Source organism: Rhizobium sp. BK060, assembly GCF_014193145.1.
Lineage (GTDB): Bacteria > Pseudomonadota > Alphaproteobacteria > Rhizobiales > Rhizobiaceae > Rhizobium.
On sequence record NZ_JACHYW010000007.1, the window covers coordinates 171505 to 195217 of the forward strand.

At 60.7% G+C, this 23713-nt stretch carries 27 protein-coding genes and 2 pseudogenes; 14 read left to right on the plus strand and 15 right to left on the minus strand.

All coding sequences use genetic code 11. The annotated features are described in order from the left end of the window. Nucleotides 1-37: 37 nt before the first annotated feature. The 5 genes and pseudogenes from FHT71_RS10185 to FHT71_RS31585 all read left to right on the plus strand — a co-directional run. Nucleotides 38-1489: a sugar ABC transporter ATP-binding protein gene (locus tag FHT71_RS10185; RefSeq protein WP_132591315.1), complete on the plus strand. Its 1452-nt coding sequence runs from the start codon at nt 38-40 to the stop codon at nt 1487-1489. Next, on the plus strand, nt 1486-2433 hold the full coding sequence (locus FHT71_RS10190; RefSeq protein WP_132591313.1) for an ABC transporter permease: 948 nt from the start codon (nt 1486-1488) through the stop codon (nt 2431-2433). The genes FHT71_RS10185 and FHT71_RS10190 overlap by 4 nt, the downstream gene beginning before the upstream one ends. Continuing rightward, the gene (locus tag FHT71_RS10195) at nt 2430-3380 is read left to right on the plus strand and encodes an ABC transporter permease (protein WP_132591311.1); all 951 of its coding nucleotides are present in this window, start codon (nt 2430-2432) and stop codon (nt 3378-3380) included. The genes FHT71_RS10190 and FHT71_RS10195 overlap by 4 nt, the downstream gene beginning before the upstream one ends. Nucleotides 3381-3394: 14 nt before the next feature. After that, on the plus strand, nt 3395-4309 hold the full coding sequence (locus FHT71_RS10200) for an SMP-30/gluconolactonase/LRE family protein (protein WP_132591309.1): 915 nt from the start codon (nt 3395-3397) through the stop codon (nt 4307-4309). A 311-nt stretch (nt 4310-4620) separates the two neighbouring features. Beyond that, nucleotides 4621-4755, plus strand: a pseudogene (locus tag FHT71_RS31585) (plasmid pRiA4b ORF-3 family protein); the annotation flags it as partial. Between the two features lie 186 nt (nt 4756-4941). Here FHT71_RS31585 and FHT71_RS10205 read toward each other — a convergent pair. Then, entirely contained in the window at nt 4942-5865 is a 924-nt protein-coding gene (locus tag FHT71_RS10205) for a LysR family transcriptional regulator (protein ID WP_132591307.1), read from the minus strand. Nucleotides 5866-5974: 109 nt separating this feature from the next. Here FHT71_RS10205 and FHT71_RS10210 point away from each other — a divergent pair, with 109 nt between their 5' ends. Then, nucleotides 5975-6943, plus strand: coding sequence for an NAD-dependent epimerase/dehydratase family protein (locus FHT71_RS10210; RefSeq protein ID WP_007787834.1), 969 nt, complete (start codon nt 5975-5977; stop codon nt 6941-6943). Between the two features lie 54 nt (nt 6944-6997). On the opposite strand, the gene FHT71_RS32325 is transcribed toward FHT71_RS10210, so the two are convergent. From FHT71_RS32325 to FHT71_RS10220, 3 genes are read right to left on the minus strand one after another with little or no spacing between them, the layout of a single operon-like run. Next, the gene (locus tag FHT71_RS32325; protein WP_348632826.1) at nt 6998-7381 is read right to left on the minus strand and encodes a DsbA family protein; all 384 of its coding nucleotides are present in this window, start codon (nt 7379-7381) and stop codon (nt 6998-7000) included. Then, nucleotides 7321-7629: a DsbA family protein gene (locus tag FHT71_RS32330; protein ID WP_348632825.1), complete on the minus strand. Its 309-nt coding sequence runs from the start codon at nt 7627-7629 to the stop codon at nt 7321-7323. The genes FHT71_RS32325 and FHT71_RS32330 overlap by 61 nt, the downstream gene beginning before the upstream one ends. A gap of 13 nt (nt 7630-7642) precedes the next feature. Next, complete coding sequence (locus FHT71_RS10220; RefSeq protein WP_132591305.1) at nt 7643-8368, minus strand: SDR family NAD(P)-dependent oxidoreductase; 726 nt, start codon at nt 8366-8368, stop codon at nt 7643-7645. Between the two features lie 91 nt (nt 8369-8459). On the opposite strand from FHT71_RS10220, the gene FHT71_RS10225 reads away from it, so the two are divergent. Next, the gene (locus FHT71_RS10225; protein ID WP_007787828.1) at nt 8460-8840 is read left to right on the plus strand and encodes a helix-turn-helix domain-containing protein; all 381 of its coding nucleotides are present in this window, start codon (nt 8460-8462) and stop codon (nt 8838-8840) included. A 241-nt stretch (nt 8841-9081) separates the two neighbouring features. On the opposite strand, the gene FHT71_RS10230 is transcribed toward FHT71_RS10225, so the two are convergent. The 10 genes from FHT71_RS10230 to FHT71_RS10275 are packed head-to-tail and all read right to left on the minus strand — an operon-like array spanning nt 9082 to nt 16446. Beyond that, nucleotides 9082-10116, minus strand: a complete 1035-nt coding sequence (locus FHT71_RS10230) for a Gfo/Idh/MocA family oxidoreductase (protein ID WP_132591304.1) — start codon at nt 10114-10116, stop codon at nt 9082-9084. Nucleotides 10117-10121: 5 nt separating this feature from the next. Then, complete coding sequence (gene aroQ / locus FHT71_RS10235) at nt 10122-10571, minus strand: type II 3-dehydroquinate dehydratase (RefSeq protein ID WP_132591303.1); 450 nt, start codon at nt 10569-10571, stop codon at nt 10122-10124. 30 nt (nt 10572-10601) lie between these two features. Beyond that, nucleotides 10602-10970 (minus strand): 5-carboxymethyl-2-hydroxymuconate Delta-isomerase, encoded by a 369-nt coding sequence (locus FHT71_RS10240; protein WP_132591301.1) that lies wholly within the window; start codon nt 10968-10970, stop codon nt 10602-10604. A gap of 16 nt (nt 10971-10986) precedes the next feature. Further along, nucleotides 10987-11847, minus strand: coding sequence for a shikimate dehydrogenase (locus FHT71_RS10245; protein ID WP_132591299.1), 861 nt, complete (start codon nt 11845-11847; stop codon nt 10987-10989). Nucleotides 11848-11859: 12 nt separating this feature from the next. Beyond that, nucleotides 11860-12633 carry an amino acid ABC transporter ATP-binding protein gene (locus FHT71_RS10250; RefSeq protein WP_165933126.1) on the minus strand — a complete coding sequence of 258 codons (774 nt, stop codon included), beginning with the start codon at nt 12631-12633 and terminating at the stop codon, nt 11860-11862. A gap of 7 nt (nt 12634-12640) precedes the next feature. Then, entirely contained in the window at nt 12641-13465 is an 825-nt protein-coding gene (locus tag FHT71_RS10255; RefSeq protein ID WP_132591295.1) for a transporter substrate-binding domain-containing protein, read from the minus strand. Nucleotides 13466-13509: 44 nt separating this feature from the next. Further along, on the minus strand, nt 13510-14160 hold the full coding sequence (locus FHT71_RS10260) for an amino acid ABC transporter permease (RefSeq protein ID WP_132591293.1): 651 nt from the start codon (nt 14158-14160) through the stop codon (nt 13510-13512). Between the two features lie 9 nt (nt 14161-14169). Continuing rightward, nucleotides 14170-14838: an amino acid ABC transporter permease gene (locus FHT71_RS10265; RefSeq protein ID WP_132591291.1), complete on the minus strand. Its 669-nt coding sequence runs from the start codon at nt 14836-14838 to the stop codon at nt 14170-14172. A gap of 49 nt (nt 14839-14887) precedes the next feature. Further along, entirely contained in the window at nt 14888-15709 is an 822-nt protein-coding gene (locus FHT71_RS10270; RefSeq protein WP_132591289.1) for a sugar phosphate isomerase/epimerase, read from the minus strand. Next, complete coding sequence (locus FHT71_RS10275; protein WP_132591287.1) at nt 15709-16446, minus strand: GntR family transcriptional regulator; 738 nt, start codon at nt 16444-16446, stop codon at nt 15709-15711. The genes FHT71_RS10270 and FHT71_RS10275 overlap by 1 nt, the downstream gene beginning before the upstream one ends. A 252-nt stretch (nt 16447-16698) precedes the next feature. On the opposite strand from FHT71_RS10275, the gene FHT71_RS10280 reads away from it, so the two are divergent. From FHT71_RS10280 to FHT71_RS10300, 5 genes and pseudogenes are all read left to right on the plus strand, one after another. Continuing rightward, nucleotides 16699-17592, plus strand: a complete 894-nt coding sequence (locus tag FHT71_RS10280; protein WP_132591285.1) for a dioxygenase — start codon at nt 16699-16701, stop codon at nt 17590-17592. A 20-nt stretch (nt 17593-17612) separates the two neighbouring features. Then, a complete protein-coding gene (gene hpaH, locus FHT71_RS10285; RefSeq protein WP_132591283.1) occupies nt 17613-18395 on the plus strand; it encodes a 2-oxo-hept-4-ene-1,7-dioate hydratase in 783 nt (260 codons plus the stop codon). 7 nt (nt 18396-18402) lie between these two features. Next, on the plus strand, nt 18403-19167 hold the full coding sequence (gene hpaI, locus FHT71_RS10290; RefSeq protein ID WP_132591281.1) for a 4-hydroxy-2-oxoheptanedioate aldolase: 765 nt from the start codon (nt 18403-18405) through the stop codon (nt 19165-19167). Between the two features lie 77 nt (nt 19168-19244). Next, entirely contained in the window at nt 19245-19865 is a 621-nt protein-coding gene (locus tag FHT71_RS10295; protein ID WP_348649299.1) for a transporter substrate-binding domain-containing protein, read from the plus strand. A 39-nt stretch (nt 19866-19904) separates the two neighbouring features. Next, nucleotides 19905-21091: pseudogene (locus tag FHT71_RS10300) on the plus strand (FtsX-like permease family protein); the annotation flags it as partial. A gap of 189 nt (nt 21092-21280) precedes the next feature. Here the strand turns inward: FHT71_RS10300 and FHT71_RS10305 are convergent. Further along, a complete protein-coding gene (locus tag FHT71_RS10305) occupies nt 21281-22366 on the minus strand; it encodes an alkene reductase (protein WP_165933125.1) in 1086 nt (361 codons plus the stop codon). Nucleotides 22367-22466: 100 nt separating this feature from the next. Here FHT71_RS10305 and FHT71_RS10310 point away from each other — a divergent pair, with 100 nt between their 5' ends. Both FHT71_RS10310 and FHT71_RS10315 read left to right on the plus strand, forming a co-directional pair. Then, the gene (locus FHT71_RS10310) at nt 22467-23345 is read left to right on the plus strand and encodes a LysR family transcriptional regulator (protein ID WP_183719606.1); all 879 of its coding nucleotides are present in this window, start codon (nt 22467-22469) and stop codon (nt 23343-23345) included. 103 nt (nt 23346-23448) lie between these two features. After that, nucleotides 23449-23688: a hypothetical protein gene (locus FHT71_RS10315; RefSeq protein WP_183719608.1), complete on the plus strand. Its 240-nt coding sequence runs from the start codon at nt 23449-23451 to the stop codon at nt 23686-23688. Nucleotides 23689-23713 lie beyond the last annotated feature (25 nt).

Sequence of the window (23713 nt, forward strand, 5' to 3'; positions counted from 1 at the left end):
CTGCGCGGCATTTTTGCAAGCAGATGTGGCGGGCAGCATGAATGACGTTTTGAAGGCGGTGATCGCGGTCGATGGCGCCAAGGTGAGCTTCGGCGCGGTCAGGGCACTCGACGGCGTCACGCTTCGCGTCATGCCGGGCGAATGCGTCGGGCTCGTCGGACACAATGGAGCTGGCAAGTCCACGATCGTCAGCGTGATCAACGGCGGCCTCACACCGCACGAAGGAAGCATCGCCAGCGACGGTGAGCCGCTGGAGCGCTACGGCATCAACGTGGCGCGAGCCCGCGGCGTGCGCTGCGTCTTCCAGGAACTTTCGCTCTGCGCCAACCTCTCCATCGTCGAGAATACGCGCATCATGCATCGCCATCTCGGTGGCTTCGGCTGGCGGAGGCGCGCGGCAAAAATCATCGAGAAGAGCCTCGATACCGTGTTTCCCAACCACGGCATCGACAGCAGTCGGGCCGTGGGAGATCTTTCGATCGCCGAGCGGCAGATGGTCGAGATCGCCATGGCCTTTTCCGATGCCGGCATTGCGCCGCGGCTGGTGATCCTCGACGAACCGACCTCGTCGCTCGACGCAAGCCTTGCTCGCCAGATGCTCGACCATGTCCGCCGCTTCATCGCCGCGGGCGGGTCCGTCATCTTCATATCGCATATCCTGCACGAGATCCTCGAAACCTCCGACCGCATCGTCGTCATGAAGGACGGCCGCGTCGCAGCCGAACGTCCGGCGCACGGCTTCGATCATCACGGCCTCGTGGAAGCCATGGGCACCGTTGCGAAAGAGGAGACCGGGCAGGCTTCGGCGCGCGAACAGTCCACCGCTCCGCTTATCCTGTCCCATCAGGCCGCAGGCCTTTCGTTCACAGCGCGCAAGGGTGAGATCATCGGACTGACGGGTCTTGCGGGCCACGGGCAGACCGAGCTCCTGCTCGCCCTGCATGCCGCCCAGTCCGGCAACTGGCTGCCTGCGCGCGATCCGCAGGTCACCTTCGTCGCCGGCGATCGCCGCCTCAACGGCGTCTTGGAACTGTGGAGCATCCTGCGCAACTTCTCCATCGCCTCGCTCGGCGACCTGTCCCGGCGCGGCGTCATTCTCGTGAGAGAAGAGGAGACAAAAGCCGCCGACTGGAAGCGGCGGATCGAGATCCGCACGCCCGATATGGACAACCGCATCCTGTCACTTTCCGGCGGTAACCAGCAGAAGGTGCTCTTCGCACGCGCTCTTTCGACGCGCGCACCGATCGTCCTGATGGACGATCCGATGCGCGGCGTCGACGTCGGGACCAAGCAGGAGGTCTACGCGATCATCCGCGAGGAAGCGGCGCGCGGCCGCACCTTCATCTGGTACTCGACGGAAATGGACGAGGTCCGCCTCTGCGACCGCGTCTACGTGTTCCGAGAAGGCAGGATCACGGCCGAACTCGTCGGCGACGCCGTCAATGAGAAGAACATCATCGCCGCCTCCTTCGAGGGGGTCGCCGCATGACGTTCCGGCTCTCGTCCGACGCCATGCGTCTTGCCATTCCCGCCCTGTCGCTGACGCTGCTGCTCGCCGCCGTCTTCTGGCTGCAGCCGCGCGCCATGAGCTATGTCGGGCTTAACCTGCTGTTTAACCTGGCTGTGCCCATCGCGCTTGCGACGGTCGCCCAGATGCTCGTGATGGCGGTGAACGATCTCGATCTTTCGATGGGAACCTTCGTCAGCTTCATCGCCTGCGTCACCGCGACCTTTCTGCGGGATGCCCCCGTGACCGGCATTGTAATCCTTGCCGGCGCGATCGCGACCTATGCGGCGCTCGGCGTTGTCATCCATCTGCGCAACCTGCCGTCCATTGTCGTGACCCTCGGCATGAGTTTCGTATGGGGCGGCCTTGCCGTACTGCTGCTGCCGGCACCCGGCGGGCAGGCGCCGGACTGGGTGCGCTGGCTGATGACCGTCAAGCCGCCGCTAGCGCCGATGGCGATCGTCGCCAGCATCGTCATCGCCGCCGTCGCCCACCTCGTTGTCATGCGGTCCTCGCTCGGCGTGCTGATCCGGGGCATCGGCGGCAACCAGCGCTCGGTCGAGCGCGCCGGCTGGTCGATTGTCGGGGCGCGCGCGGCCGCCTATAGCCTTGCCGGCTTCTTCGCGGTGCTGGCTGGCATCGCCCTCGTCGGCCTGACCACCTCAGCCGACGCCAATATCGCGCTGCGCTACACGCTGCTGTCGATTGCCGGCGTGATCCTCGGCGGCGGCGAGTTCATCGGCGGCCGCGTCTCACCCATCGGCGCCGTCATCGGCGCGCTGACGCTGACGCTCGCCGGCTCTTTCTTGTCCTTCCTACGCATCTCGCCGGACTGGCAGATCGGGGCTCAGGGCGCCATCTTAATCATCGTGCTCGCGCTCCGCCTGATGCTGAACCGTCTCGAGAAGCGGGAGAAACGCCGATGACCCCCATGCTGCGCCTTTTCGGCAAACCCTGGATCTGGTCATGGCTTGCCGCCTTTGTCGTCTGGTTCCTGACGATCATCGTGACGCTCGGCGCCAGCACGCTCGGCCTGTCGCAGGCCGCTCTCACCTTCGCGGCCTTCTCGGTCGTCGTCGGCATCGGCCAGATGTTCGTCATCACGCTCGGTCCCGGCAACATCGATCTCTCGGTTCCCGCCACCATGACGCTTGCCGGCACGGTGGCGCTGAAGCTGATGAATGTCGAAAACGGCATGATCCTGCCCGGGCTTCTTGTCGTCATCGTCATCGGCCTCGTCGTCGGCCTCTGCAACTATGCGCTCATCAAGGCGCTACGCATTCCGCCGATCATCGCGACGCTTTCTATGAGCTTCATCGTACAGTCCGCCGCGATCTGGACGAACCGGGGATTGCGCATCAAGCCTCCGAGCATGCTTGCGGAGTTCACGACGTCGAACACGCTTAGCGTGCCGAACGTGGCGATCGTCGCGCTCCTCATCTCGATCCTTGCCTGGTTCCTGCTCGAAAAGACGATCTACGGGCGCTGGATCTCGGCGATCGGCCAGAGCATGCCGGCCGCGCGTATGGCGGGCATACCGGTCGACGGCACGCGCTTCGTCACCTACCTCTTCTGCGCCGTGCTCGCGTCGGTCGCAGGCTATCTGCTTGCCTGCTTTTCCGGCGGTGCGGCGCTCAACATGGGCTCGGAATATCTCCTGATGTCGATCGCCGTCGTCGTGATCGGCGGCACGGCGGTCGCCGGCGGCGATTCCAACGTGCCGGGCATATGGGGCGCGTCGCTCTTCATGTTCCTGGTCGTCTCCATGCTCAACACCTACGGGCTCGGCGCGGGCATCCGCCTCATCATGACCGGCCTCATCATCATCAGCGTCATCATGCTCGCCGGCGGTCGCCGAGCCGGCATGCGATAAACGGAAAGACCGCCATGGCCGAGGCCAGCATCTACGAAATTCACGACCCGCGTTTCCGGCAGATGATCGTGACGAGCGCCGGTCTCGACGAACTCTATTCCGGCTGCCGCTGGGCGGAGGGTCCCGTCTGGTTCAACGACGCGAACCAACTTCTGTGGAGCGACATCCCCAACCAGCGGATGCTGCGATGGACGCCCGAGAGCGGCATCTCAGTCTATCGGCAACCGTCCAACTTCACCAACGGCCATACGCGCGACAGGCAGGGACGGCTCGTCTCCTGTGAGCATGGTACACGCCGCGTCACGCGCACTGAAGTCGACGGCTCGATCACCGTGCTCGCCGACCGTTTCGAGGACGCGCGGCTCAATTCGCCGAACGACGTGGTGGTGAAGTCCGATGGCACGATCTGGTTTACCGATCCCACCTACGGCATCATGTCGGACTACGAAGGCTATCGCGCGGAGCCGGAGCAACCGACCCGCAACGTCTACCGGCTCGATCCGGCGACCGACGAGCTTACGGCGGTCGCCACGGATTTCAACCAGCCGAACGGCCTCGCCTTCTCGCCCGACGAGACCATTCTCTACGTGGCGGATTCGGCAGCAAGCCACGACGAAAGCCTGCCACGCCACATCCGCGCTTTCGACGTGGTCGACGGTCGCAGGCTCACGAACGGCCGCGTCTTCTGCCTGATCGACAATGGCATTCCAGACGGCATCCGCACGGACGTGAACGGCAACCTCTGGTCGAGCGCTGGGGATGGCGTGCATTGCTTCGACCCGACGGGTAAACTGATCGGCAAGATCCGCGTACCGCAAACCGTCGCAAACCTCACCTTCGGCGGCCCCAAACGCAACCGGCTGTTTATTGCAGCAACCCGCTCGCTCTATTCACTTTACGTCGCCGTGACCGGCTCTCAGATGCCGTAAGGTGCCCACCTTAATGGGACAGGAACCCAAGACCTGTGCGTTGAATTGAAGAACGTGCCACGCCTCACGAATTTGTATTCTACGCGCCATAGTGTCTCTATCGAGATCAAGATTTGCCACTGCGGGTCTTGGAGACAAACAAGCCAACAATTTTCATCCCCTGATCCTACCTGCCTCCAGGGGACGTTCGGCAGCGCGCTGAACTGACCTGAGCGCCTACTTGGCCGAGCTTGCGGTTCCACCGAACTTCAAAAGCCCACAACCTATTGAAGCTAGTAGACTGAACAGGGTTCTAGGGCGACTTCGCAAGTCGTTGGTGCGGTGGATACTTTGATCCGGAATGGTTCGACCTTTCGATGGTGGACAAAGATCTCCGCAATGCTCTAAGCGCGAAAGTCAAACGGCGGCTGTATCAACCGAAACCGAAAGCCATCCCGAAGAAATGATTTGGGCGAGGATTCCAGGTGGAACGCCCTCGAAGGGAATCGAACCGCGGAATCGCTGCGACAGACTGATACTTATGCGTTCGAACGTCCCGTGCAGTTGCCCCCATCAATCTTCTTGGGAGACCAGTACCGCAACTGAAGCCAAACCTGAGGAACGTTTGGCGAATTCGCCAACACCGGAACTTCCTAATTTCCGGCCTCTCTGCTTCTAAGCGGCCCGCGATAACACATCGCGTCGACGAACGCGGCAAAAGCCGGGGAGTGCTGTTTGCGGCTGGGATAATAGAGATGATAGCCCTCATAGGAGGGGCACCAGTCACTGAGGACCTCGATGAGGCGGCCGTCCGCAAGATATGGGGCGGCAAATTCCTGCGGGATCCAGCCGAGGCCGAGCCCGTCGACCGCGCCGATGAGCGCGGCGCCGGACGTGTTGAACGTCGCCTGCCCCTCCACGCGTAGGCTGATGTCGCGCCCTTCGGGCGAGCGGAACTCCCATTTCAGCGTGCCGCCAGAGGCCGACAACCGGATATTGATGCAATTGTGCTCGCGCAGATCCTGTGGCGTGACCGGCGGCGCATGACGCGCGAAATAACCAGGCGAGCCGACGACGCTGAAGCGCCAGTCCGGCCCGATCCGTGTCGCCACCATGTCCTTCTCCAGCGCTTCGCCGATCCGCACGCCGGCATCGAAACGCTCCGCGACGATATCGACCAGTGCGTAGTTCATGTCGAGCTCCACGCGGACGTCGGGATATTTCTGCAGGAAGGCGCCGAGCCTCGGCCGGAAGATCGTCTCGATCATCGCGTCGGTGCAGGTGATCCGGATCGTGCCGGCCGGCCGGTCGCGCAGCGAGCCGATCTCGTCGATCTCGGTGGCGATCTGCTCGAAGAGCGGGCCGACCTGCCGCTGCAGACGCTCCCCGGCCTCGGTCGGCGCCACATTGCGGGTCGTCCGCGACAGGAGCCGCAACCCAAGCCGCTCCTCCAGCCCTTTGATTGTGTGGCTGAGCGCCGAGGGCGTAACGCCGAGTTCGGCCGCCGCCCGGGTAAAGCTGCGCTCCCGGGCAACGGCAAGGAAGGCGGTGAGTTCGTTGATCTGGTCGCGTGGCATTGCTGAGCTTATTTCACAGGTGCATCGAGTTTACGGCTGCTAATCGCGATAGGCAATGCGTGTTAGCTTCAGCTTCACCGGGATTTATAGAGCTTTGAGGAGATGAGCCATGTCACGTATCGTCATTATTGGAGGCAGCGGCCATGTCGGCAGTTATCTGGTGCCGGCGCTGGTCGAGCGCGGGCACCAGGTGGTCAACGTCAGCCGCGGCGTCGCCAAGCCCTATCGCCCGTGTGAGGCCTGGAGCCGCATCGAACATGTCGCGCTCGACCGCGCAGCCGAGGAAAAATTCGGCCAGTTCGGCGCCAAGATTGCAGCCCTTGAGCCTGATATCGTCATCGACATGATCGCCTTCGATCTCGCCAGCACCCAGCAGGTGGTCGAGGCGCTGCGCGGCAGGATCGAGCACTACCTCTTCTGCAGCACGATCTGGGTCTACGGCCGCCTATTCACGATGCCCTCCACCGAGGCCGATCCGACCAATCCGATCGATGCATATGGCAGGGGCAAGGCGGAGAGCGAAGCTTGGCTGATGCGCCAGGCCCGGGTTGCCGGCTTTCCTGCCACCTGCTTCCGGCCCGGTCATATCGTCGGCGAAGGCTGGAACCCTATCAACCCAATCGGCAATGCCAATCCGGAGATCTTTTCGCAGATCGCTCGTGGCGACGAACTGGTGCTGCCGAACCTCGGACTGGAGACGGTCCATCACGTCCACGCCGACGACGTCGCCCGCTGGATCATCGCGGCGATCGACAATCGCGCAGCCTCCATCGGCGAAGTCTTCAACATCGTCTCCGAACAGGCCGTGACGCTGCGTGGCTATGCCGAAACGGTCTTCAGCTGGTTCGGCAAGGAGCCGCGCCTTGCCTACAAGCCCTTCGAAGAATGGATCCTCGGCCTCGGAGATTATGCCGAAAACAGCCGCGGCCACATCATCCGAAGCTCCTGTCACTCGATCGAGAAAAGTCGCCAGCGTCTCGACTATCAACCCCGCTACACGAGCTTCGAGGCCGTCAAAGAATCCCTTAGGGCAATGATAGCGTCCGGAATAGTGATTGCTCCAGACGCTCGGCTATGAGCATCGCTCGACACCCTGCGAGTGATCCCGATCCGGTCAGGCCGCACCTGCCTCTCAACCGCTCGCGACGACCTCGCTTATCGCCAGTGCGATCTCGTCTTCGCTGCGGCCGCCATTGATCGCAACGCGTCCGCCGAAGACGAAGTGGGGAACCGAGCGGATACCGGCAGCAGCGGATTGCGCCGCTGCCTGCTCGACGCGCGCATGCCAGGCGGGATCCATCGCAATCGTGCGGCCCTCCAGATGATCAAAGCCATGGTCCGCCGCGATATCGGCGAGTAGATCGGCATCGGAGATATTCTTAGCGCCGAGGAAATGTGCCGCGCAGATCGCCACCGCCAGCGGGTGTTGTGTGCCGCGATCGCGCGCAGCGAGGATCAGCGCATGGGCCGCGTGTGTCGGATAGGTCCAGAGCTGCCGGCTGAGATTGAGCTCCAGCCCGGAGGCGCGGGCCTCGGCCTCGGGCCGCGCGAACGCGGCCTTCGGATCGGAGACGCCGTAGCGGGCGAGAAGCAGGTCCGGAATGTAAAGCCCGTCCGCCGTGCGTCCGGCATCATCAGAACGGGGTGATGCCTGATATCGGCGGCAAGACCCGTGAAGCGCTCGGATAGCACCTTGTCGAGCCGGTGTTGTCCGATGATGCACCAGGGGCAGGTAATCTCGATGTAAAGGTCGATCTGCAACATAACCCCCACCCGCTCAGGCCGAAGGCAGCGGCGGGAGGATGACCTCGAGACGGTCGCGCTTGCTGACGAGGTCCCAAATCTCGTCAGCGATGCCGTCGGGGTTGATCACCGGATATTCTTGACCGAGGGTCATGCCGTTCGCCGTCGCGGCACGAAGGCCGGTCGAGCGGTCGATGAACGCACCGATATTGACCGTGCCGGCATAGATGCCCCTCTCCGCAACCTCGGCATTCAGCGTGAAGGCATAGTTGCGGGCCGCCGCCATCAGCGGGCCGACACCGCTCATTCCCGGCATCGTCACGACAGCCGTCAGTCCGCCGACGATGACGATCGCGCCGTTACCGCGCGCCAACATGCCTGATAGCACCGCATGCGACACCTCGACCGGCGCGAAGGTGAAGATATTGGCCACTGCCCGCAGCTTTCCCGCGTCGAGCTCTACCGCCGGCACGAAGCCGGCGTCCGACGGCACCGGGGCGTAGATCGCGACGTCGATCGAGCCGAAGCGTTCTTCGATGGAGCGCACGAGCGGCGCGATCCCGTCGAGATTGGTGAGATCGGCCGGGAACGCCGCGGCTTCGATACCGGCCTTGGCGAGTTCGGCCACGCGCTCCTCGAGCGGCCCGGCACGCCGCGCAACGAGCGCGACGCGATAGCCTTCGCGGCCGAACCGCAGGGCCAGCGAGCTGCCGAGCCCGGTACCGGCGCCGAATAGGGCAATGGTTTTTCTGTCAGTCATAACATACTCCTGAGATGGTATATTTTACTGACTAGATATGATATACTGACCACCAACGTCGCAAGAACGCATATTTTCGAGGCCTGGTCACATGCATATGCCTACCCCGCCCAATGAACCGGGCACCGACCCGAGCTGCCGGAAGGTCAACGAGATCCTCGGCCGCATGGGCGACAAGTGGACCGTCATGGCAATCACGATGCTGGCCGAGCGGCCGCGACGCTTCAACGAACTGAAACGGCTGATCGGCGGCATTTCCCAGCAGATGCTTACCCGCACCTTGAAAGCCTTGGAGCGCGACGGGATGGTGAGGCGCAAGGTCTACCCGACCATACCGCCGCAGGTCGAGTACAGCCTGACCGATCTCGGCCGCTCCCTCTCTGACCCTCTGTTACAGCTCTCCATGTGGGTGCTGAACCATCTGCAGGAAATCGAAGCAAATCGTGCCTTGCATGATGGCGAAGCAAGTTAGCGAGAATGGATAACCGGCCCTGCCTGTTGCATTGCCGATCAATGAGTGTTCCGCCTTCCCTTGTTCAGATGCTCAGCCGTGTGACCTACAGTGAGCCAAGCTGAACCTGTCGCCTTGAAGGGATGCGAACCAACGACCCATTCTGAAATTTATCTAACGTACTGAGTCGTAGGCGCTTCGCAGGGTAAGATTCTATTATGAAACAGCTATGCGTTTTCTCGCCGCTTGCCGGGACTCCTGGCTAAAGGACGACGCGTCTTTCCATCGCGGCCGACCGCTTGATGGCCTCAATGACTTTCAATGTCTCCAAGCCTTCCCGAGCGCTGACTAAAGGAGCTTCCTCGCCCCGAATGACTTTGCAGAACTGACGGATCTGCATGACAAGCGGATCCTCGTTTTCGAATGCTGCCCTGTCGCGTTCAAATGCCTCGGTCCAGCTTCGCTTTTCGGCATTGCGCCATATTTCCAGCGACGGCACGGCCAGAGATCCGTGTGTTCCGCCGATCATGTAGCAAGTCTGTTCGGTTTTTGGGTAAGCGGGATTTTCTCCCGTCGTCATCTCCCAGCTCCACGGCGCGACAACGGAATCGGACACGGAAGCAGTACCGAGAACACCACTTTTGAATTCGATGAGGATGACCGCGGTTTCCTCGACGGCGTTGCTCCGCACTGCGTTGGATTCATGCGCCTGTACGGCGTTTATATCGCCGCAAAGGAAACGGAGGTTGTCGATGTCGTGAATTAGGTTGAGGAAGACCGGCCCCGCTCCACGCTCTCGCCGCCAGTGGATATCAAAGTACTCGTCCGGCTTGAACAGCCAGAACATCGCATTCACGATCAGGATCCGACCGAGCGTCCCGCTGTCGATGATCTCCTTCGCTTTCTGCATCATCGGATTATGCCGGCGGTGATGTCCCGTCAGCAGCGCCACGCCTTTGGCCTCCGCCATTTGCACAAGCTTCTCGCCGGCGGCGATATCGTGGGCGAACGGCTTTTCGATCAGCGCCGGTACGCCGGCTTCGACGGCTTCCAACCCATTTTGGACATGCAACTGATTTGGCGTCGCGATGATGACTGCGTCGGGGCGCTCGGAAATCATCATGTCTGCAAAGCTGGGGAACCATCTGACACCAGCCTCACTAGCGATTGCTTGGCCGACTGGTGTGGGATCCACAACTGCCGTCAGCTCTGCGGCCGGCTCTTCCATCACATGATTGATATGACGCTTGCCGATTAGCCCCGCCCCAAGGACTGCCAGCTTGACCCGGGTCGCCATCGCTATCAGTCCTTCTTCTCGGTCTTGAGCATGGTCGCAACTCTGCGGATGCCGAGTTGATAGCCTTCGGTACCGAGACCAGCGATGACGCCGTCGGCCCGGTGGGACACGAAGGAGTGGTGGCGAAAACTCTCGCGCTTGTGGACGTTGGAGATATGGATCTCGATGACGGGGCCTTCAAAGGTATTCAGTGCGTCGAGGATAGCGAGCGAAGTGTGAGTGAACGCGGCCGGGTTGATGACAATGCCAGCACCGTCCTCGCGCGCCTGATGGATCCAGTCGATGATCTCGTATTCGCGGTTGCTTTGATGGAAACGGATCTCGTGCCCCAGTTCCGACGCCAACTTTCGGCAGTCCGCCTCGACGTCAACCAATGTCTCGTGCCCGTAGATATGCGGCTGGCGCTTGCCGAGGAGGTTTAGGTTTGGTCCGTTGAGAACGTAGATGAGGCTCATTGCATTTGTCCTTGTTAGGCGTTGCCGGGATCAGGCGAACGCTATGTCCTGAAACGCGAAGTTTGGGTCGGATTCGTAGAGATCTGCGCGAAGCCCAAGCCGACCGGTTTCCAGTGCGGAAGCTGCGACGTCACGCGCAGCCTCAAGCACCGATTTCAGCAGCTCTCGTTTGACCTCCGGAGGACGACCTGGGGCCAAGCGTACGATTATTTGTACAAAGTGGTTGTCGGGATGCTCGTCGCCGACGCATGAGACGGTGGCTTCTCTGGCGAACGTGCGGACCACGGTTGGCTTGACCAGCCCACCGTCGCGGACTCGGCGATGAACCGCGCGGGTCAACTCGTCGATGGCGATACGTTGCGCTGCGCCTCGGCTGTAGTCGATGATAATATGCGGCATGGAGTAGTCCCCCCGATCAGGCCGTCACTCGGCACAGCTCGTCGAAATGGCGCGACATTCGCTCCGTGTCGGGCGACAGGCCTGTAAAGAGCTCGAAGGCCGCGGCCGCTTGAAACACGGTCATTCCTCCTCCTGGGAGCGTCCGGCACCCCTTCTGCTTTGCCAGTGCAAGGAGCTCGGTCACCAAAGGCATGTAGACGATATCCGCCACCCAGTGACGATGCTGTATCCAATCGGGATCTATCGGAAGCCCCGGATGGCTTCGCATGCCAGTCGGCGTGGCGTGGATCAGGCCATCTGCGGCGGCGAGCGCAGCACCGACGTCTCTGACCGTCCTTGCGACCTCTCCTGAAAATCTCTCGTTGAGCTGATCGGCGAGCGTAGAGGCCCGGCGCTCGTCCTGATCAAAAATCGAGAGTTTTTCTATGCCAACTTTCACGGCAGCGTGCGCGACGGCCACCCCAGCACCACCAGCGCCAAGCAGAACAGCATGAGCCTTCGCGACGTTGGGCAAGCCGCACTCGAAATTCTTGTAGAAGCCATACCAGTCGGTGTTGTGTCCGATCCGCTCCCCGTTCTGAAGCACGACCGTGTTTACGGCTCCAAGCATCTCGGCATCTTCGGACAGGCGCGTCAGGTGAGCCAGCACGGTCTGTTTGCATGGGTGGGTGATGTTGGTTCCCGCAAAGCCGCGGCTTTCCAGTTCGTTCAGAAGATCTGGCAGCGCGGAAGGAGGCAATCCGCGCACTATCAAGTCCACGAGCTCGTACTCGTAATCAAGTCCCAGGTGGCGCCCTTCCGTTTCATGGAGCGCCGGCGACTTTGACATTTGGATGTCGGCACCGATTAGGCCGACCAGGAATTTGTTGTTGTCCATGTCTCTGCCCGCTCAGTGATGCGCAAGGATTTCGCCGAGAAATGCCCTCGTCCGGTCGTGCTTGGGGTTCTTGAAGAAGGTTTCGGGCTCGGCGTCCTCGATAATCTCTCCGGAAGCCATGAAGATGACCCTGTCAGCGACTTGCCGGGCGAAGCCCATTTCATGAGTCACGCAGATCATAGTCATGCCGTCTCTTGCGAGGCCGATCATGGTGTCGAGAACCTCTTTGACCATTTCGGGATCCAAGGCGGACGTGGGCTCGTCGAAAAGCATCGCTTTCGGCTCCATGCATAGGGCGCGGGCGATGGCGACGCGCTGCTGCTGTCCGCCGCTGAGTTGTGCTGGATACTTTTCCGCCTGATCGAGGATGCGAACGCGCTCGAGATATTTTCGAGCCAACTTCTCTGCGTCGGCACGGCTTGCGCCCCGCACTCTCATGGGTGCAAGCGCGCAGTTTTGCAGGACGGTCATGTGCGGGAATAGATTGAAGTTCTGGAAAACCATTCCGACTTCACGTCGAATGGCGTCGACCGCCTTGGTGGTGCCGTCCAGCACTTGACCTTCCACCACGATATTGCCGCCCTGAATCGGCTCAAGGGCGTTGATACAACGGATCAAGGTGGACTTGCCGGAACCGGACGGTCCGCAAAGGACAATCTTCTCTCCCTTGCGAACCGACAGATCGATGGTCTTCAGGGCGTGGAAGGAGCCGTACCATTTCTCCACTTTATCCAGGGATATCAAGGTCGATTGATCGTTGGGAGAATTGAGCACAGCGCCCTCCATTTATGCTTTACTTGACCGTAAACGGGATGTTGGGGATGGATTCAGGGAACTTGGGAAGATCGATTGCCATCCACTTCTTGGTAATGGCCGCGAGTTCGCCGTTGCCCTTAATCTTGTCGAGGAAGGCGTTGACTGTCTCGTTCCAGTCATGCTCGCCGAGTCGCGTTCCCACACCGTTGTAAGTCGTCAGGAAGTCGATCTTTCGTTCATACGTTCCGGCACTGGCTGCATCGAGCCTCTGCCCGTAGAACTGATTGCCACCCACTGCCTTTACCTGTCCGGAGATCAGGGCCTGGATAGTGGCCGCGTCATCGTCGAAGCGGCGAAGGGTGGCCGTTGATCCGACCGCGTCGGTTACGGCCTTGTCCTGCGAGCTGGACTTCGGCACGCCTATTTCCCAACCAGCCACGTCGGCCGGCGATTTCACGGTGTCGGCTTTGGCGGCATAAAGCGAAATCGTGTTGGCCGCATAAGGCTTGCTGTACTGGATCGACTTGGCGCGCTCTTGCGTCATCGCCATCGTGGCGAAGAGAATATCGACCTTGCCGGTCGTCAGCGCGGGAATACGGTTCGCTACCGCGAGCGGTTGGAACTGGACTTTCACGCCGAGCTCCTTGGCGAACAGCGTCGCCACGTCGGCATCGAAGCCGTCCTGTTTGCCGCTCGAGTTCACAAAGCCCCAAGGCGCGTTGTCACCTTGGATGCCCACGACGAGCGTTCCCTTCGACTTGATCTCCTCAACAGATGCCGCAGTGGCTGCCGCAGCGCCAACGGCGGCGAAGGTAGCGGTCGCAAGCGCTAGACCGAGAAATTTCCTGCGATTGGTATTCATTGCACTTTCCTCCTCTTGTGCTGTTTACTTCTGCCGAAGCAGGTTTAGCGGGCGGCTTTTGCCATCCGTTTCTCAAGGCCGCTTCCGACATGGGAAAGAGGCCAGCAAATCACGAAGTAGATTATTCCGACGATCCCGAAGACGAGCAGCGGGCGGTAGGTCTGGTTCGATATGATCTGACCAGCCCGGGTCAGTTCGATGAAGCCCACGATCGCCGCAAGCGACGTCCCCTTAATGAGCTGCACAAGAAAGCCGATGGTCGCAGGCATCGAGATCTTCAAAGCCTGTGGCAGAACCACGTCCTTCATTCGGGAGACATAATGCAGGCCAAGAGCGTTCGCGGCTTCGGTCTGCCCTTTGGGAACGGCTTCAATCGAGCCGCGCCATATCTCGCCGAGGAAGGCGCTCGCGTGGAGAGTGAACGCGATCGCGACAGCGACCCAGGCATTGACGTCGATGCCAAGCAAGGCAACGCCGTAGTAGACGACAAAGAGCTGCATCAGGAGCGGTGTGCCTTGGAAGAGCGCGATGTAGCCAGATGATGCAAGCCGGGCGAACTGATGCTTCGACGTGCGCATAAGCGCGATCAAAATACCGAATACGCCTCCGCCAATGAAACCGATAATCGCCAGCAATACGGTCCATTTCAGACCCTGCAGGAGGAAGAACAGCTCGTTTTCGCCGATGGAACCCATGAGCGCCTCCTATCGAGTCGGATAGTTGAAGTAGGAACGGGAGATCAGAGCGAAGATTCCCATCATTAGGCTTGAGATGACCAGGTAGATTGCGGTCACGGTGAAGTAGACTTCGAAGCTTCGGAACGTATCGGACTCGATGCGTTGCGCCGCGGATGTCAGCTCATATGCGGCGATCGAGGTGCACACCGACGTGGTCAAGGTCAGCATCACGAATTGGCTTGTCAAAGATGGATAGATCGCCCGCAGTGCCGGCTTGAGAACGATGAGCCGGAAGACGTCGGCCTTGTGCAGCCCGAGCGCAAAGCCAGCTTCGATCTGTCCCTTGTTGATGCTCTCAACGCCCCCGCGGATGATCTCGATAGCGTAGGCGCCTCCGTTGATCCCCAGCGCGATGATTGCGGTGACCGTCGGGTTCAGGCGGATGCCCATAAGCGGAAGGGCGAAGTAGATAAAGAAGATCTGCACGAGGAACGGCGTGTTGCGGACGACTTCGACGAACGCGACGACCGGAGCGCGAACCCACGCGGTCTTCGAGGTTCTTGCTGCAACGCCCAGGATTCCGATCACGAGAGCGAGCAGCATCCCGGCGAGGGCGAGACCCAACGTTCCAAGCGAACCCCAAACCAATTCCGGGGCGCGGTCGAAGACCGCGCCAAAATCAAACCTGTAACCCATGTGTTGGCTTCCTCCACTCGGCGCGGCTCTCGCCCCGCCGGCGCCGCGATTACCGATCCAGCTTAAGTATTCGTAAGGCCCCTTCGAACAGGCGTTTCAAATGCTCCTCCGCGTCTGCCGAGCCTGGAAGAGGTACTTCGACCGAGACCGATGCGGCCCCGTCGGCTATTGCAACCAGTTCACCCAGCGGCAATTCGCCCTCGCCGGGAGCAAGACGCTTGCCTCGGGCCTCCGCGATCATGGCCTCGGCAGTGCTCGGAGCGGGTCCGGCGACGTCGCACAACTGGACGTGCTTGACCCTGTCGATCTCGGCGCGCAGCGATGCCAACGTTCCGCCGTTCCTGAAGAAATGCACTCCGTCAACGAGTGCGCCGGCATTGGGCGCGCCGCTCGATTTCAGGAGATTGACGCTGTCAGCGAAGGTTCTGACCGTCCGCCAGCCCATGTTCTCGATATCGACTGCCAATCCGTAGCCGCTTGCAAGGCCGCAGAATTCGGTGAAGTTCGACTGTAGCCTGCTCCGTTCCGGATCGTCGCCGCACGCGCTTAGACGTTTGGCTCCGATGTTGGCAGCCGCAGCCACTATGGGTTCTAGAGACGAGGCGTTGAACGAGGGATCGATGACGAAGAACTCGATATCGAAGACCTCGAGCGCTTCGCCGCGCAGTACGGCTTTCAATTCTTCCGCTGCGCGGCCGCCTACAGGCAGCTCGTAGTACGGTGCACCAGGAAAGGCCGGATTCAGCCTCAGTCCAACCCTGGAAAAGCCCGCCCCCGCTGCGGCCTTCGCAAAATCGCTCGGCGTCAGGGAGATGGCGGAGAAGTGCGCCACGCCAATCTTTTGCTCTGATTTTGATCCAGGCACCACCATCACACGATCCCTTTCGTCGCGAGATGATTTCGAAGGTTCGTCCCAGTGCGGTGAATGTGCTGTCGCAGTTTCTCGCTGGCGTATTCGATATCCCGCGCGACCGCTCCTTGCGCAATCTCGCTGTGCTCCTGCCCGACGTTCCGGTCGCCGGAAGTCCTGATGAGGAAGACCCGGCGGTATCGATCATTCAGGTTCAGCAAGAGGCCGCAGAAATGCAACAGGAGCGGTTTGCCGCAGCCGGAAATGAGCGTGAGATGGAATTCCCGGTGAAGTGCCTCCCATTGCTCAAGCGTCTCAGGCCGTGAGGCATCTCGATCCGTGCGGTTCAGGCGATGGAGCGAGCGCATTATATTGCTCTCCCACTCGACATCGCCGATACGTATGGATTCCCGCAGCGCGAAGACTTCGAGCTCTTCGCGCAGCGTCGTGATTTCTTCCAGATTCGCCAGCGAGATCGGAGCTACGCGATAGCCGCGGTTGTCCTGAAACTCCACCAGGCCATCGGAGATGAGGCGGGCAAGTCCCTCCCTCAGAGGGCTTAAGCTAACGTTGAACGTGCGTCGCGCCTTGTCGAGATTGATCTTGCTGCCGGCCTTCAGCTCGCCAGAGATGATCGCCTCGCGCAGACGCGACGCCAGCTGGCTTCCGATAGTGTTCTTGCCATCATCGGAAAAACCCGCGGACACTGTCTCCTCGTCTGTCATTGGCGCAGAGGCGCTGTCGTCGGTCGAGCTCATCCCTACTCCCTAGCAATTTTGATCAACTGTCGATGATCGATATGATAAACGATTATTTATGTCAACGAGAAAACGAAGGCGAGTCCGTTTTGTAGCTAAAGCCAGATTGCTTCATGACTTTAAGTCAATATCTTCAATATCTTAATGTAATGATGAGCCAATTTCCTCCCCACCCACGGAAAAAGTCGTCGTAACATTCATTGACAAATAATCGATTATTTTTAATAGTCGGAGCCATTGGGAGGTAGCCCTATGGCCATAAAAACTGAAGGCGAGTTGACGCCTGCCGTCCTCGCGGTGATGAACAAAACCGAGGATCCACGCCTGCGAGAAATCCTCGGAGCGATGGTGAAGCATCTCCATGCATTCGTGCGGGAGGTGAAATTGTCCGAAGCCGAGTTCCGCGAAGCTACGGCAATACTCAACGAGATCGGACAACTGCAGACGGACAGCCACAACGAGTTTGTTCTCATGGCCGGATCCCTCGGCGTATCCTCGCTGGTTTGCCTTTTGAACAACGGCGACGGCGGCCAGACGGAGACGTCGCAGTCTCTTCTCGGCCCGTTCTGGCGCCTGAACTCTCCCCGTGTCGAAAACGGCGGTACGATCGTCCGCTCCGACACGCCAGGCACGCCACTATATGTCCGCGCCAGGGTGGTAGACCGGGACGGCAGGCCGATCGCTGGTGCCGAGGTCGACGTTTGGCATGCTTCTCCTGTTGGGCTCTATGAAAATCAGGATCCCGATCAGGCTGAGATGAACCTTCGGGGCAAGTTCACCACAGACGTCGGCGGCCGCTTCTGGTTCAGGACCGTGAAGATGGTCGGATACCCGATCCCCGTCGACGGCGTCGTCGGCCGACTGTTAAAGGCGCAGGGACGTCACCCGTACCGACCAGCGCATCTTCACGCCCTGATCTTCAAGCAGGGATACAAGACGCTGATTTCCCAGGTCTTCGATCCAAGCGATCCGAACATCGATTCCGACGTTCAGTTTGGAGTGACGGCAGCCCTGACCGGCGACTTCGTCCTCCATCACGAACCGCATCCGTCCGAACCCGGCGTCGGCGGCCCCTGGTTCTCACTCGACTACACCTACGTCATGGAGCCCGGCGAAGCCGCGCTACCGCGCCCACCAATCAAATGACCAACGACAGAGCCGAACCGATGATCACAGAACAGGAACGCCAAGAGGCGGCCAACGCCCTTCTGAAGGCAGAAACCGACCGCAAGCCAATCGTTCAACCGAGCAAGACCTACCCCGGTCTGGAGCTTGAAGACGCCTACAAAATTCAAGCGCTCTGGGCGCAGGCTCGGACTGCGAAGGGTGCTCGGGTCGTAGGCCACAAGATCGGCCTTACGTCGCGCGCGATGCAGATGGCATCCAAGATGACCGAGCCCGACTATGGTGTCATCCTCGACGACGCCCTCTTCAACGACGGAGCACAGATCAAGGCGGACCTCTTTATCAAACCCCGCCTCGAAGTCGAGCTCGCCTTTGTGATGGGCGAGGATCTTGAGGGGCCCGGTACGCGGATCTACGACGTGATGAGGGCGACTGAATTCGTAGTTCCGGCTCTCGAGATCATCGACTATCGCACCGAGGTTCCGAGGGCGATCACCGACACGATCGCTGACAATGCCGCTTTTGGGGCGATCGTTGTAGGGGGTCGCATCATTCGCCCCATGGACATCGACATCCGCTGGGTGGGCGCCACCCTCTCGAAGAACGGCATTATCGAGGAATCCGGTGTTTCTGCCGCGATCATGGGCCATCCGGCGGCGGGGATCGCTTGGTTGGTAAACAAGCTCCATGCAGTGGGCGGCGGTTTGAAAAAGGGGCAGATCGTGCTGGCCGGCTCTTTCACCCGCCCTGTGGACATCGCCCAGGGCGACGTGATCCAGGCCGACTATGGCCCCGTCGGCTCAATCGGCGTCTCATTCGTGTGAGGATCTAATGGAACTCCCCGTAAACAGCTTCAAGCGAAAACTCCAGGCCGGTCAAAGTCAGATCGGATTGTGGTGCGGCCTTCCGGGCAGCTATACAGCGGAAATCGTCGCACCGTCCGGTTTCGACTGGCTGCTTTTCGATACCGAGCATTCTCCCAGCGACGTCCTCACTGTGCTTCCACAGTTGCAGGCGATCGCGCCGTACGACGTCTCCCCCGTGGTGCGCCCGGCCTTCAACGACCCTGTATTGATCAAGCGTTTTCTGGATATTGGCGTCCAGACGCTTCTCATTCCATATGTGCAGAATGAACAGGAGGCGAAGGCGGCCGTGGCCGCGACTCGTTACGCACCGCGAGGAATTCGTGGCGTATCCGCCCTCACCCGCGCCACCCGTTTCGGGCGCGTGCCGAACTACGCACAGATTGCGGAACAGGACATCTGCCTCTTGCTGCAGATCGAGACACGAGAGGCGCTCGATCAGCTTGAAGCCATTGCAGAGGTCGACGGAGTCGACGGGATCTTCATCGGTCCGGCGGACCTGGCAGCCAGCCTCGGCCATCCTGGCCAACCAGGACATCCCGAGGTCGTTTCGGCAATCGAGAATGCGATCGCGCGCTTGAAAGCCGTCGGTAAGCCTTCGGGCATCTTGACGGCTGACGAGAAGCTTGCGGCTCGCTGCATTGCGCAGGGAACGCTGTTCACGGCAGTTGGCGTAGACGTTGCCCTCCTTGCCAGAGGATCGGAAGCACTCGCGTCCAGGTTTTCGCGCTAGGGAGACGTAGCATGTTCAATCTGGAGCAGGTCCGGTCGGAGATAGCACCGGCTGGAACCATTAGGGCCGCCGTCAACATGTCGAACACAGCGTTGATTCGCTGGGACGAAAACGCCCGCGCCTTAGTGGGACCTAGCGCGGAAATTGCGGATAGGATCGCCCACGAACTTAATAGAGGGCTTTCTCTGATGCGATACGGATCGGCTGCGGATATTCTTTGCGCTGCCGACGGCGGTGAGTGGGACATCGCCTTCATGGCGTCAGACCCATCAAGAACCGATCGCTTCAGCTTCTCGCCTCCCTATATCTCGGTCGAAGCCACCTACCTGGTTCCGGTAGCTTCACCTTACCGGACGGCAGACGAGCTGGATTGCACCGGAATTCGCATCGCTTCCGCTCGTAGCGCCGCCTATACGAAGCAGCTTGAGCGAACACTCAAACGAGCGACGGTGCTACATGCCGACAGCCCCACGGCGGCTCTCGACTTTCTCGCCGACCGAGAATGCGACGCGGCGGCTGGACTGACCGAATTCCTCTTCAACGCCTCGGAGCGGATGGAAGGCTTCCGGATGGTAGACGGAGTGTTTTCGCGAATTCCTCAGACGATCGCGGTGCACAAACGGGCCACCAACGCCTCGCTCTTCATCGCGGACTTCGTGCAGCGTTTGGCGACATCCACTGGGCAAGGAGACGTCTGACTTACCAGGACGATCGCACAAAGTCCCAAACGACCAGACGCGCTCGGGGTTGCCGTTACGCTACAGGAGCGGGCGTTGCGGCTGGGCAGCGCGCGCGCCGCCGACAGGTTCGACCTGGTTATCGGGGCTGCCGGCAGCGAGAACCAGCTGGTGCTCTCCTCCGTCTTCCTCCAGGCTTCGCCGCTGCCCTTGATGGACGGCCAGGTGCTGACCGCTCTCTCTGCCGATCCGCGTGTCGCCTGGGCCGCCCCGATCGGCTTCGGCGATTCCTTCAGGGGCTACCCGATCGTCGGCACGACGACGGCGTTGGTACACAGTCTCACTGGCGGCCTGAGCGACGGCAAGATGTTTGCCAGAGAGGGCGAGGCCGTGTCGGCGCAGGCGTCACCCTCAAGCTGGACGACCAGATCAAGCCAATGCACGGCTCGGCGGAGGAAGGGGGACATACCCATACCCAACTTGCCTATCATGTCGTTGGCCGTCTGAAGCCAACGGGCACTGCTTGGGATCGCGCCGTGCTGGTGCCGATCCAGGCCGTCTGGCATATCCATGGCATGGGCGGCCACCACGATGAGGTCGAGGAGAGCGATCACCACGACGAGCATGACCAGGTGGTCGAGATCCATGCAGAAGACGAGCATCATGCCGTTGATCCGGATGCGCCCGTCGATGAAACCTGGGACGCAGCTGTTCCCGGCCTGCCAGCGATTCTGGTGAAACCTAAGACCATCGCCGACGCCTATAAGCTCAGGCAGCAATACCGCGCCGGCGCGACAGTCGCGGTTTTCCCGGCCGAGGTGCTGACCCGGCTCTATGCGACACTTGGTGACGCCAAGCGCGTGCTGTTTGCCGTTGCCGCCGGATCGCAGACACTGGTCGCCGCGTCCCTGCTGCTGGTCACTGTCATGCATGTTGGCCAGCGGCGGCGGCAGATCGGTGCGCTCCGAGCCTTCGGTGCACCGCGACGGGCACTGTTTTCGATCGTCCGGCTGGAGCTGTTCGTGCTGGTGGCCTTGGGCTTGGTTCTCGGCTTTGCGCTCGGCTACGCGGCAGCACTAGCGATCGCCGGCATCGTGGCAGGCGGCAGCGGCGTCATGATGCCCGTGGGCTTCGCGCGCGAAGACGCCGGGTTCGCAGCAGCGCTGTTTGCCTTTGCGGCACTGATTTCATCCGTGCCCGCCATCCTCGCCTACCGCCAGCCGCCAGCATCGGCACTCCGCGGGTGACCGGAGATAATTCTGCACTCTGCTTAACTCCCACGCGAACGGTTCCAACCATCGGTTCGGACGATATTGGGAAGTCAATTCTTATGTCTCGCCTTCATATCCACCCGCTCCTGCCCTATCTGCTCCTGCTGTTCGTCGGAACGAACTCTTTTCAACGCGCGCCCCATGTGATCGAGCTGTCCCGCTTCATCAGACGGCTTCCTTGTCCGTCGCCACATCGATCAATGTGGGATAGTCCGTGAAGCCCTTCTCTGTCCCACCGAAGTACGTCGCGCGGTCAGCCTCATTCATTGGCGCCCCAACCTTCAGCCGATCGATGAAGTCCGGGTTAGCCAACGCCATCTGGCCATAAGATTCGAGATCGGCCAGTCCTGTGGCTATGTCTGCGCCGATCTCATCGCGAGGACGTCCGGGTCTGTTGATGATCAGGGCTTGATGCCAAAGCTTGCGAATGTCCACCAATCGTTCTTCGACGCCGCTGTGCATGATATGAAGGTACGCCAGTCCTAGCTTGTCGAGTTCGCCAACGAGGTGACGGTAGAGGGCCGACCCCTCGGTACCCTCGTCGATACCCCACATCGTGATGCCGGGTGACAAACGGATGGCGGTACGGTCGGCGCCGATCTCTTCCGCGATCGCTCTGGCGACTTCCAGCGCGAAACGGGAACGGTTCTCGATCGAGCCACCGTATTCATCGGTGCGGGTGTTGGCGCTGGGGGCGAGAAACTGTTGAACCAGATAGCCGTTCGCGCCATGAACTTCGACGCCGTCCGCTCCGGCCTCGATCGCGCGACGTGCAGCGTCTCGGAAGTCAGCCACGGTCTGACGAACCTCGTCCGTCGTCATGGCGCGTGGTGTGGGAATGTCCTGCATGCCCGTGGGCGTGAACATGGGAACGCCCGGCGCAATGGCCGAAGGCGCTGCGCCCTGACGATGATGCGGCGTATTGTCGGGATGCGACATGCGGCCCGCATGCATCAGCTGCACGAAGATGCGGCCGCCGTTGTTGTGGACGGCGTCGGTCACCTTCCTCCATCCTTCGACATGGGCGTCCGTGTAGATGCCCGGAGTTGTGAGGTATCCTTGCCCATCGTCGGAGGGTTGCGTGCCCTCGGTGACGATCAGGCCGACGGCTGCCCGCTGCGCATAGTATTCGGCGGCCAGTTTGCTTGGTGTGCCGTCGGCATTCGCGCGGGACCGGGTCATGGGCGCCATGACGAGACGGTTCTGAAGTTCAATGCCGCCCAGGGTGACAGGTGTAAAGATATCGCTCATTGCCGTTTTTCCTTCGTTGGTCACCCTCATATGGACTTGCTCATCCAACGGGATAACCCTAGGAAAATGGGAAACATTATCCATCCAGTGGAGCAATGCTTTGGATTACCTGAACGACATGGCACTGTTCGTCGAGGTGGTGAAGACGCGGAACTTCCGCCGTGCTGCCGCCGTTCTTAGAATGCCGAACTCGACCCTTTCGCGTCGGATTGCTCTCCTTGAGGAAGGCATCGGGTTAAGGTTGCTCAACCGGACAACGCGCAAGATTGAACTCACCGAAGCCGGGCAGCTCTACTACGAGCGGTGCAGCCGCATCGTCGATGAAGCTCGAATTGCCTACGAGGAGCTTGGCGACATGGTCGCGCGGCCCACAGGCGTTCTGAAAGTTTCGTTGCCCGTCGATTTCGCGACGACGTACGTCGCGCCGTTGCTACCGGAATTCGCAGCACTCTATCCCGGGATCAGCTTCGATTTCGATCTGACGCCGCGCAACGTGGACCTCGTTGGAGAGCCTTTCGATCTGGCGATCCGAATGAGAGCGCCCGAAAACGCAACGCTTATCAGCCGCGTTATCACCCGGATTTCCGCACAGTTCTACGCTGCACCGGAATATCTTCAGGTCAACGGCGAGCCCTCGAAGCCGGCAGATCTCGAGCAGCACCAGTGTCTGACGATGCCCACCATGCCGAGCTGGCCCGTACATTCCGCTGCAGGTACCGCCGATCCCAAGGTCGAAAGCCGCTTTCGTGTGAACAGCGTCTCGATGATCCGCAAGCTGGCAGTATTGGGGATGGGCATTACATTCCTACCTGAACGGATCGTCGCCGATGACGTCGCGGCAGGGAGGCTGCAGCGCATCCTGCCGGATTGGCAGGGCGCGGCGCAGCCGATCTACGCGGTCACGGAGACGCGGCTGCTGCCTGCGAAGACACAACGTTTCATAGACTTCGTGAAGGAGCGGCTTCGGGAGGCTAACTGATGCGGCGTCGGCCAGCACGACGTCGTCGCCGGTCTAAACAACGTCCTGGCTCTGTTCAATCTGCACGAACGTCCGGTCCGTTCGTCCTCGCCGAAGCGGAAACGTGCCAAACGGCATCAAGATTGCGACAGCGACCCGCCCCGGCACCGTCGCCGATCTGTTTAAAGGCCAGTCGTCTCGCGGTACTCGGATAGAGCGGCTCAAAAAAATTCCACCGCGTAACACAGACTTTGGCGATCTTTTGCAGCTCATGCATTGCCCCATCACCGGCATTGACGAGGCCCTCGCCACGCTTTGCGACCTTCTTGCGGAACCGGCTGAGTGTCTCAGCGGCATGCAGTAAGTGCATCATGAGCGGTCGCGGCGGC

Bases quoted from the DNA above. Each gene is read 5' to 3' on its own strand.
- FHT71_RS10260 (WP_132591293.1), bottom strand. From the start codon at position 14,160: ATGGGTTCCATCGGCGAAAACGAGCTGTTCTTCCTCCTGCAGGGTCTG.
- FHT71_RS10185 (WP_132591315.1), top strand. From the start codon at position 38: ATGAATGACGTTTTGAAGGCGGTGATCGCGGTCGATGGCGCCAAGGTG.
- FHT71_RS10225 (WP_007787828.1), top strand. From the start codon at position 8,460: ATGCATATGCCTACCCCGCCCAATGAACCGGGCACCGACCCGAGCTGC.
- FHT71_RS10270 (WP_132591289.1), bottom strand. From the start codon at position 15,709: ATGGTGGTGCCTGGATCAAAATCAGAGCAAAAGATTGGCGTGGCGCAC.
- FHT71_RS10245 (WP_132591299.1), bottom strand. From the start codon at position 11,847: ATGGACAACAACAAATTCCTGGTCGGCCTAATCGGTGCCGACATCCAA.
- FHT71_RS10210 (WP_007787834.1), top strand. From the start codon at position 5,975: ATGTCACGTATCGTCATTATTGGAGGCAGCGGCCATGTCGGCAGTTAT.
- FHT71_RS10200 (WP_132591309.1), top strand. From the start codon at position 3,395: ATGGCCGAGGCCAGCATCTACGAAATTCACGACCCGCGTTTCCGGCAG.
- FHT71_RS10280 (WP_132591285.1), top strand. From the start codon at position 16,699: ATGGCCATAAAAACTGAAGGCGAGTTGACGCCTGCCGTCCTCGCGGTG.
- aroQ (WP_132591303.1), bottom strand. From the start codon at position 10,571: ATGAGCCTCATCTACGTTCTCAACGGACCAAACCTAAACCTCCTCGGC.
- hpaI (WP_132591281.1), top strand. From the start codon at position 18,403: ATGGAACTCCCCGTAAACAGCTTCAAGCGAAAACTCCAGGCCGGTCAA.
- FHT71_RS10240 (WP_132591301.1), bottom strand. From the start codon at position 10,970: ATGCCGCATATTATCATCGACTACAGCCGAGGCGCAGCGCAACGTATC.
- FHT71_RS32330 (WP_348632825.1), bottom strand. From the start codon at position 7,629: ATGTTGCAGATCGACCTTTACATCGAGATTACCTGCCCCTGGTGCATC.
- FHT71_RS10250 (WP_165933126.1), bottom strand. From the start codon at position 12,633: ATGGAGGGCGCTGTGCTCAATTCTCCCAACGATCAATCGACCTTGATA.
- FHT71_RS10205 (WP_132591307.1), bottom strand. From the start codon at position 5,865: ATGCCACGCGACCAGATCAACGAACTCACCGCCTTCCTTGCCGTTGCC.
- FHT71_RS10255 (WP_132591295.1), bottom strand. From the start codon at position 13,465: ATGAATACCAATCGCAGGAAATTTCTCGGTCTAGCGCTTGCGACCGCT.
- FHT71_RS10275 (WP_132591287.1), bottom strand. From the start codon at position 16,446: ATGAGCTCGACCGACGACAGCGCCTCTGCGCCAATGACAGACGAGGAG.
- FHT71_RS10305 (WP_165933125.1), bottom strand. From the start codon at position 22,366: ATGAGCGATATCTTTACACCTGTCACCCTGGGCGGCATTGAACTTCAG.
- FHT71_RS10190 (WP_132591313.1), top strand. From the start codon at position 1,486: ATGACGTTCCGGCTCTCGTCCGACGCCATGCGTCTTGCCATTCCCGCC.
- hpaH (WP_132591283.1), top strand. From the start codon at position 17,613: ATGATCACAGAACAGGAACGCCAAGAGGCGGCCAACGCCCTTCTGAAG.
- FHT71_RS10295 (WP_348649299.1), top strand. From the start codon at position 19,245: ATGTCGAACACAGCGTTGATTCGCTGGGACGAAAACGCCCGCGCCTTA.
- FHT71_RS10230 (WP_132591304.1), bottom strand. From the start codon at position 10,116: ATGGCGACCCGGGTCAAGCTGGCAGTCCTTGGGGCGGGGCTAATCGGC.
- FHT71_RS10195 (WP_132591311.1), top strand. From the start codon at position 2,430: ATGACCCCCATGCTGCGCCTTTTCGGCAAACCCTGGATCTGGTCATGG.
- FHT71_RS10220 (WP_132591305.1), bottom strand. From the start codon at position 8,368: ATGACTGACAGAAAAACCATTGCCCTATTCGGCGCCGGTACCGGGCTC.
- FHT71_RS10265 (WP_132591291.1), bottom strand. From the start codon at position 14,838: ATGGGTTACAGGTTTGATTTTGGCGCGGTCTTCGACCGCGCCCCGGAA.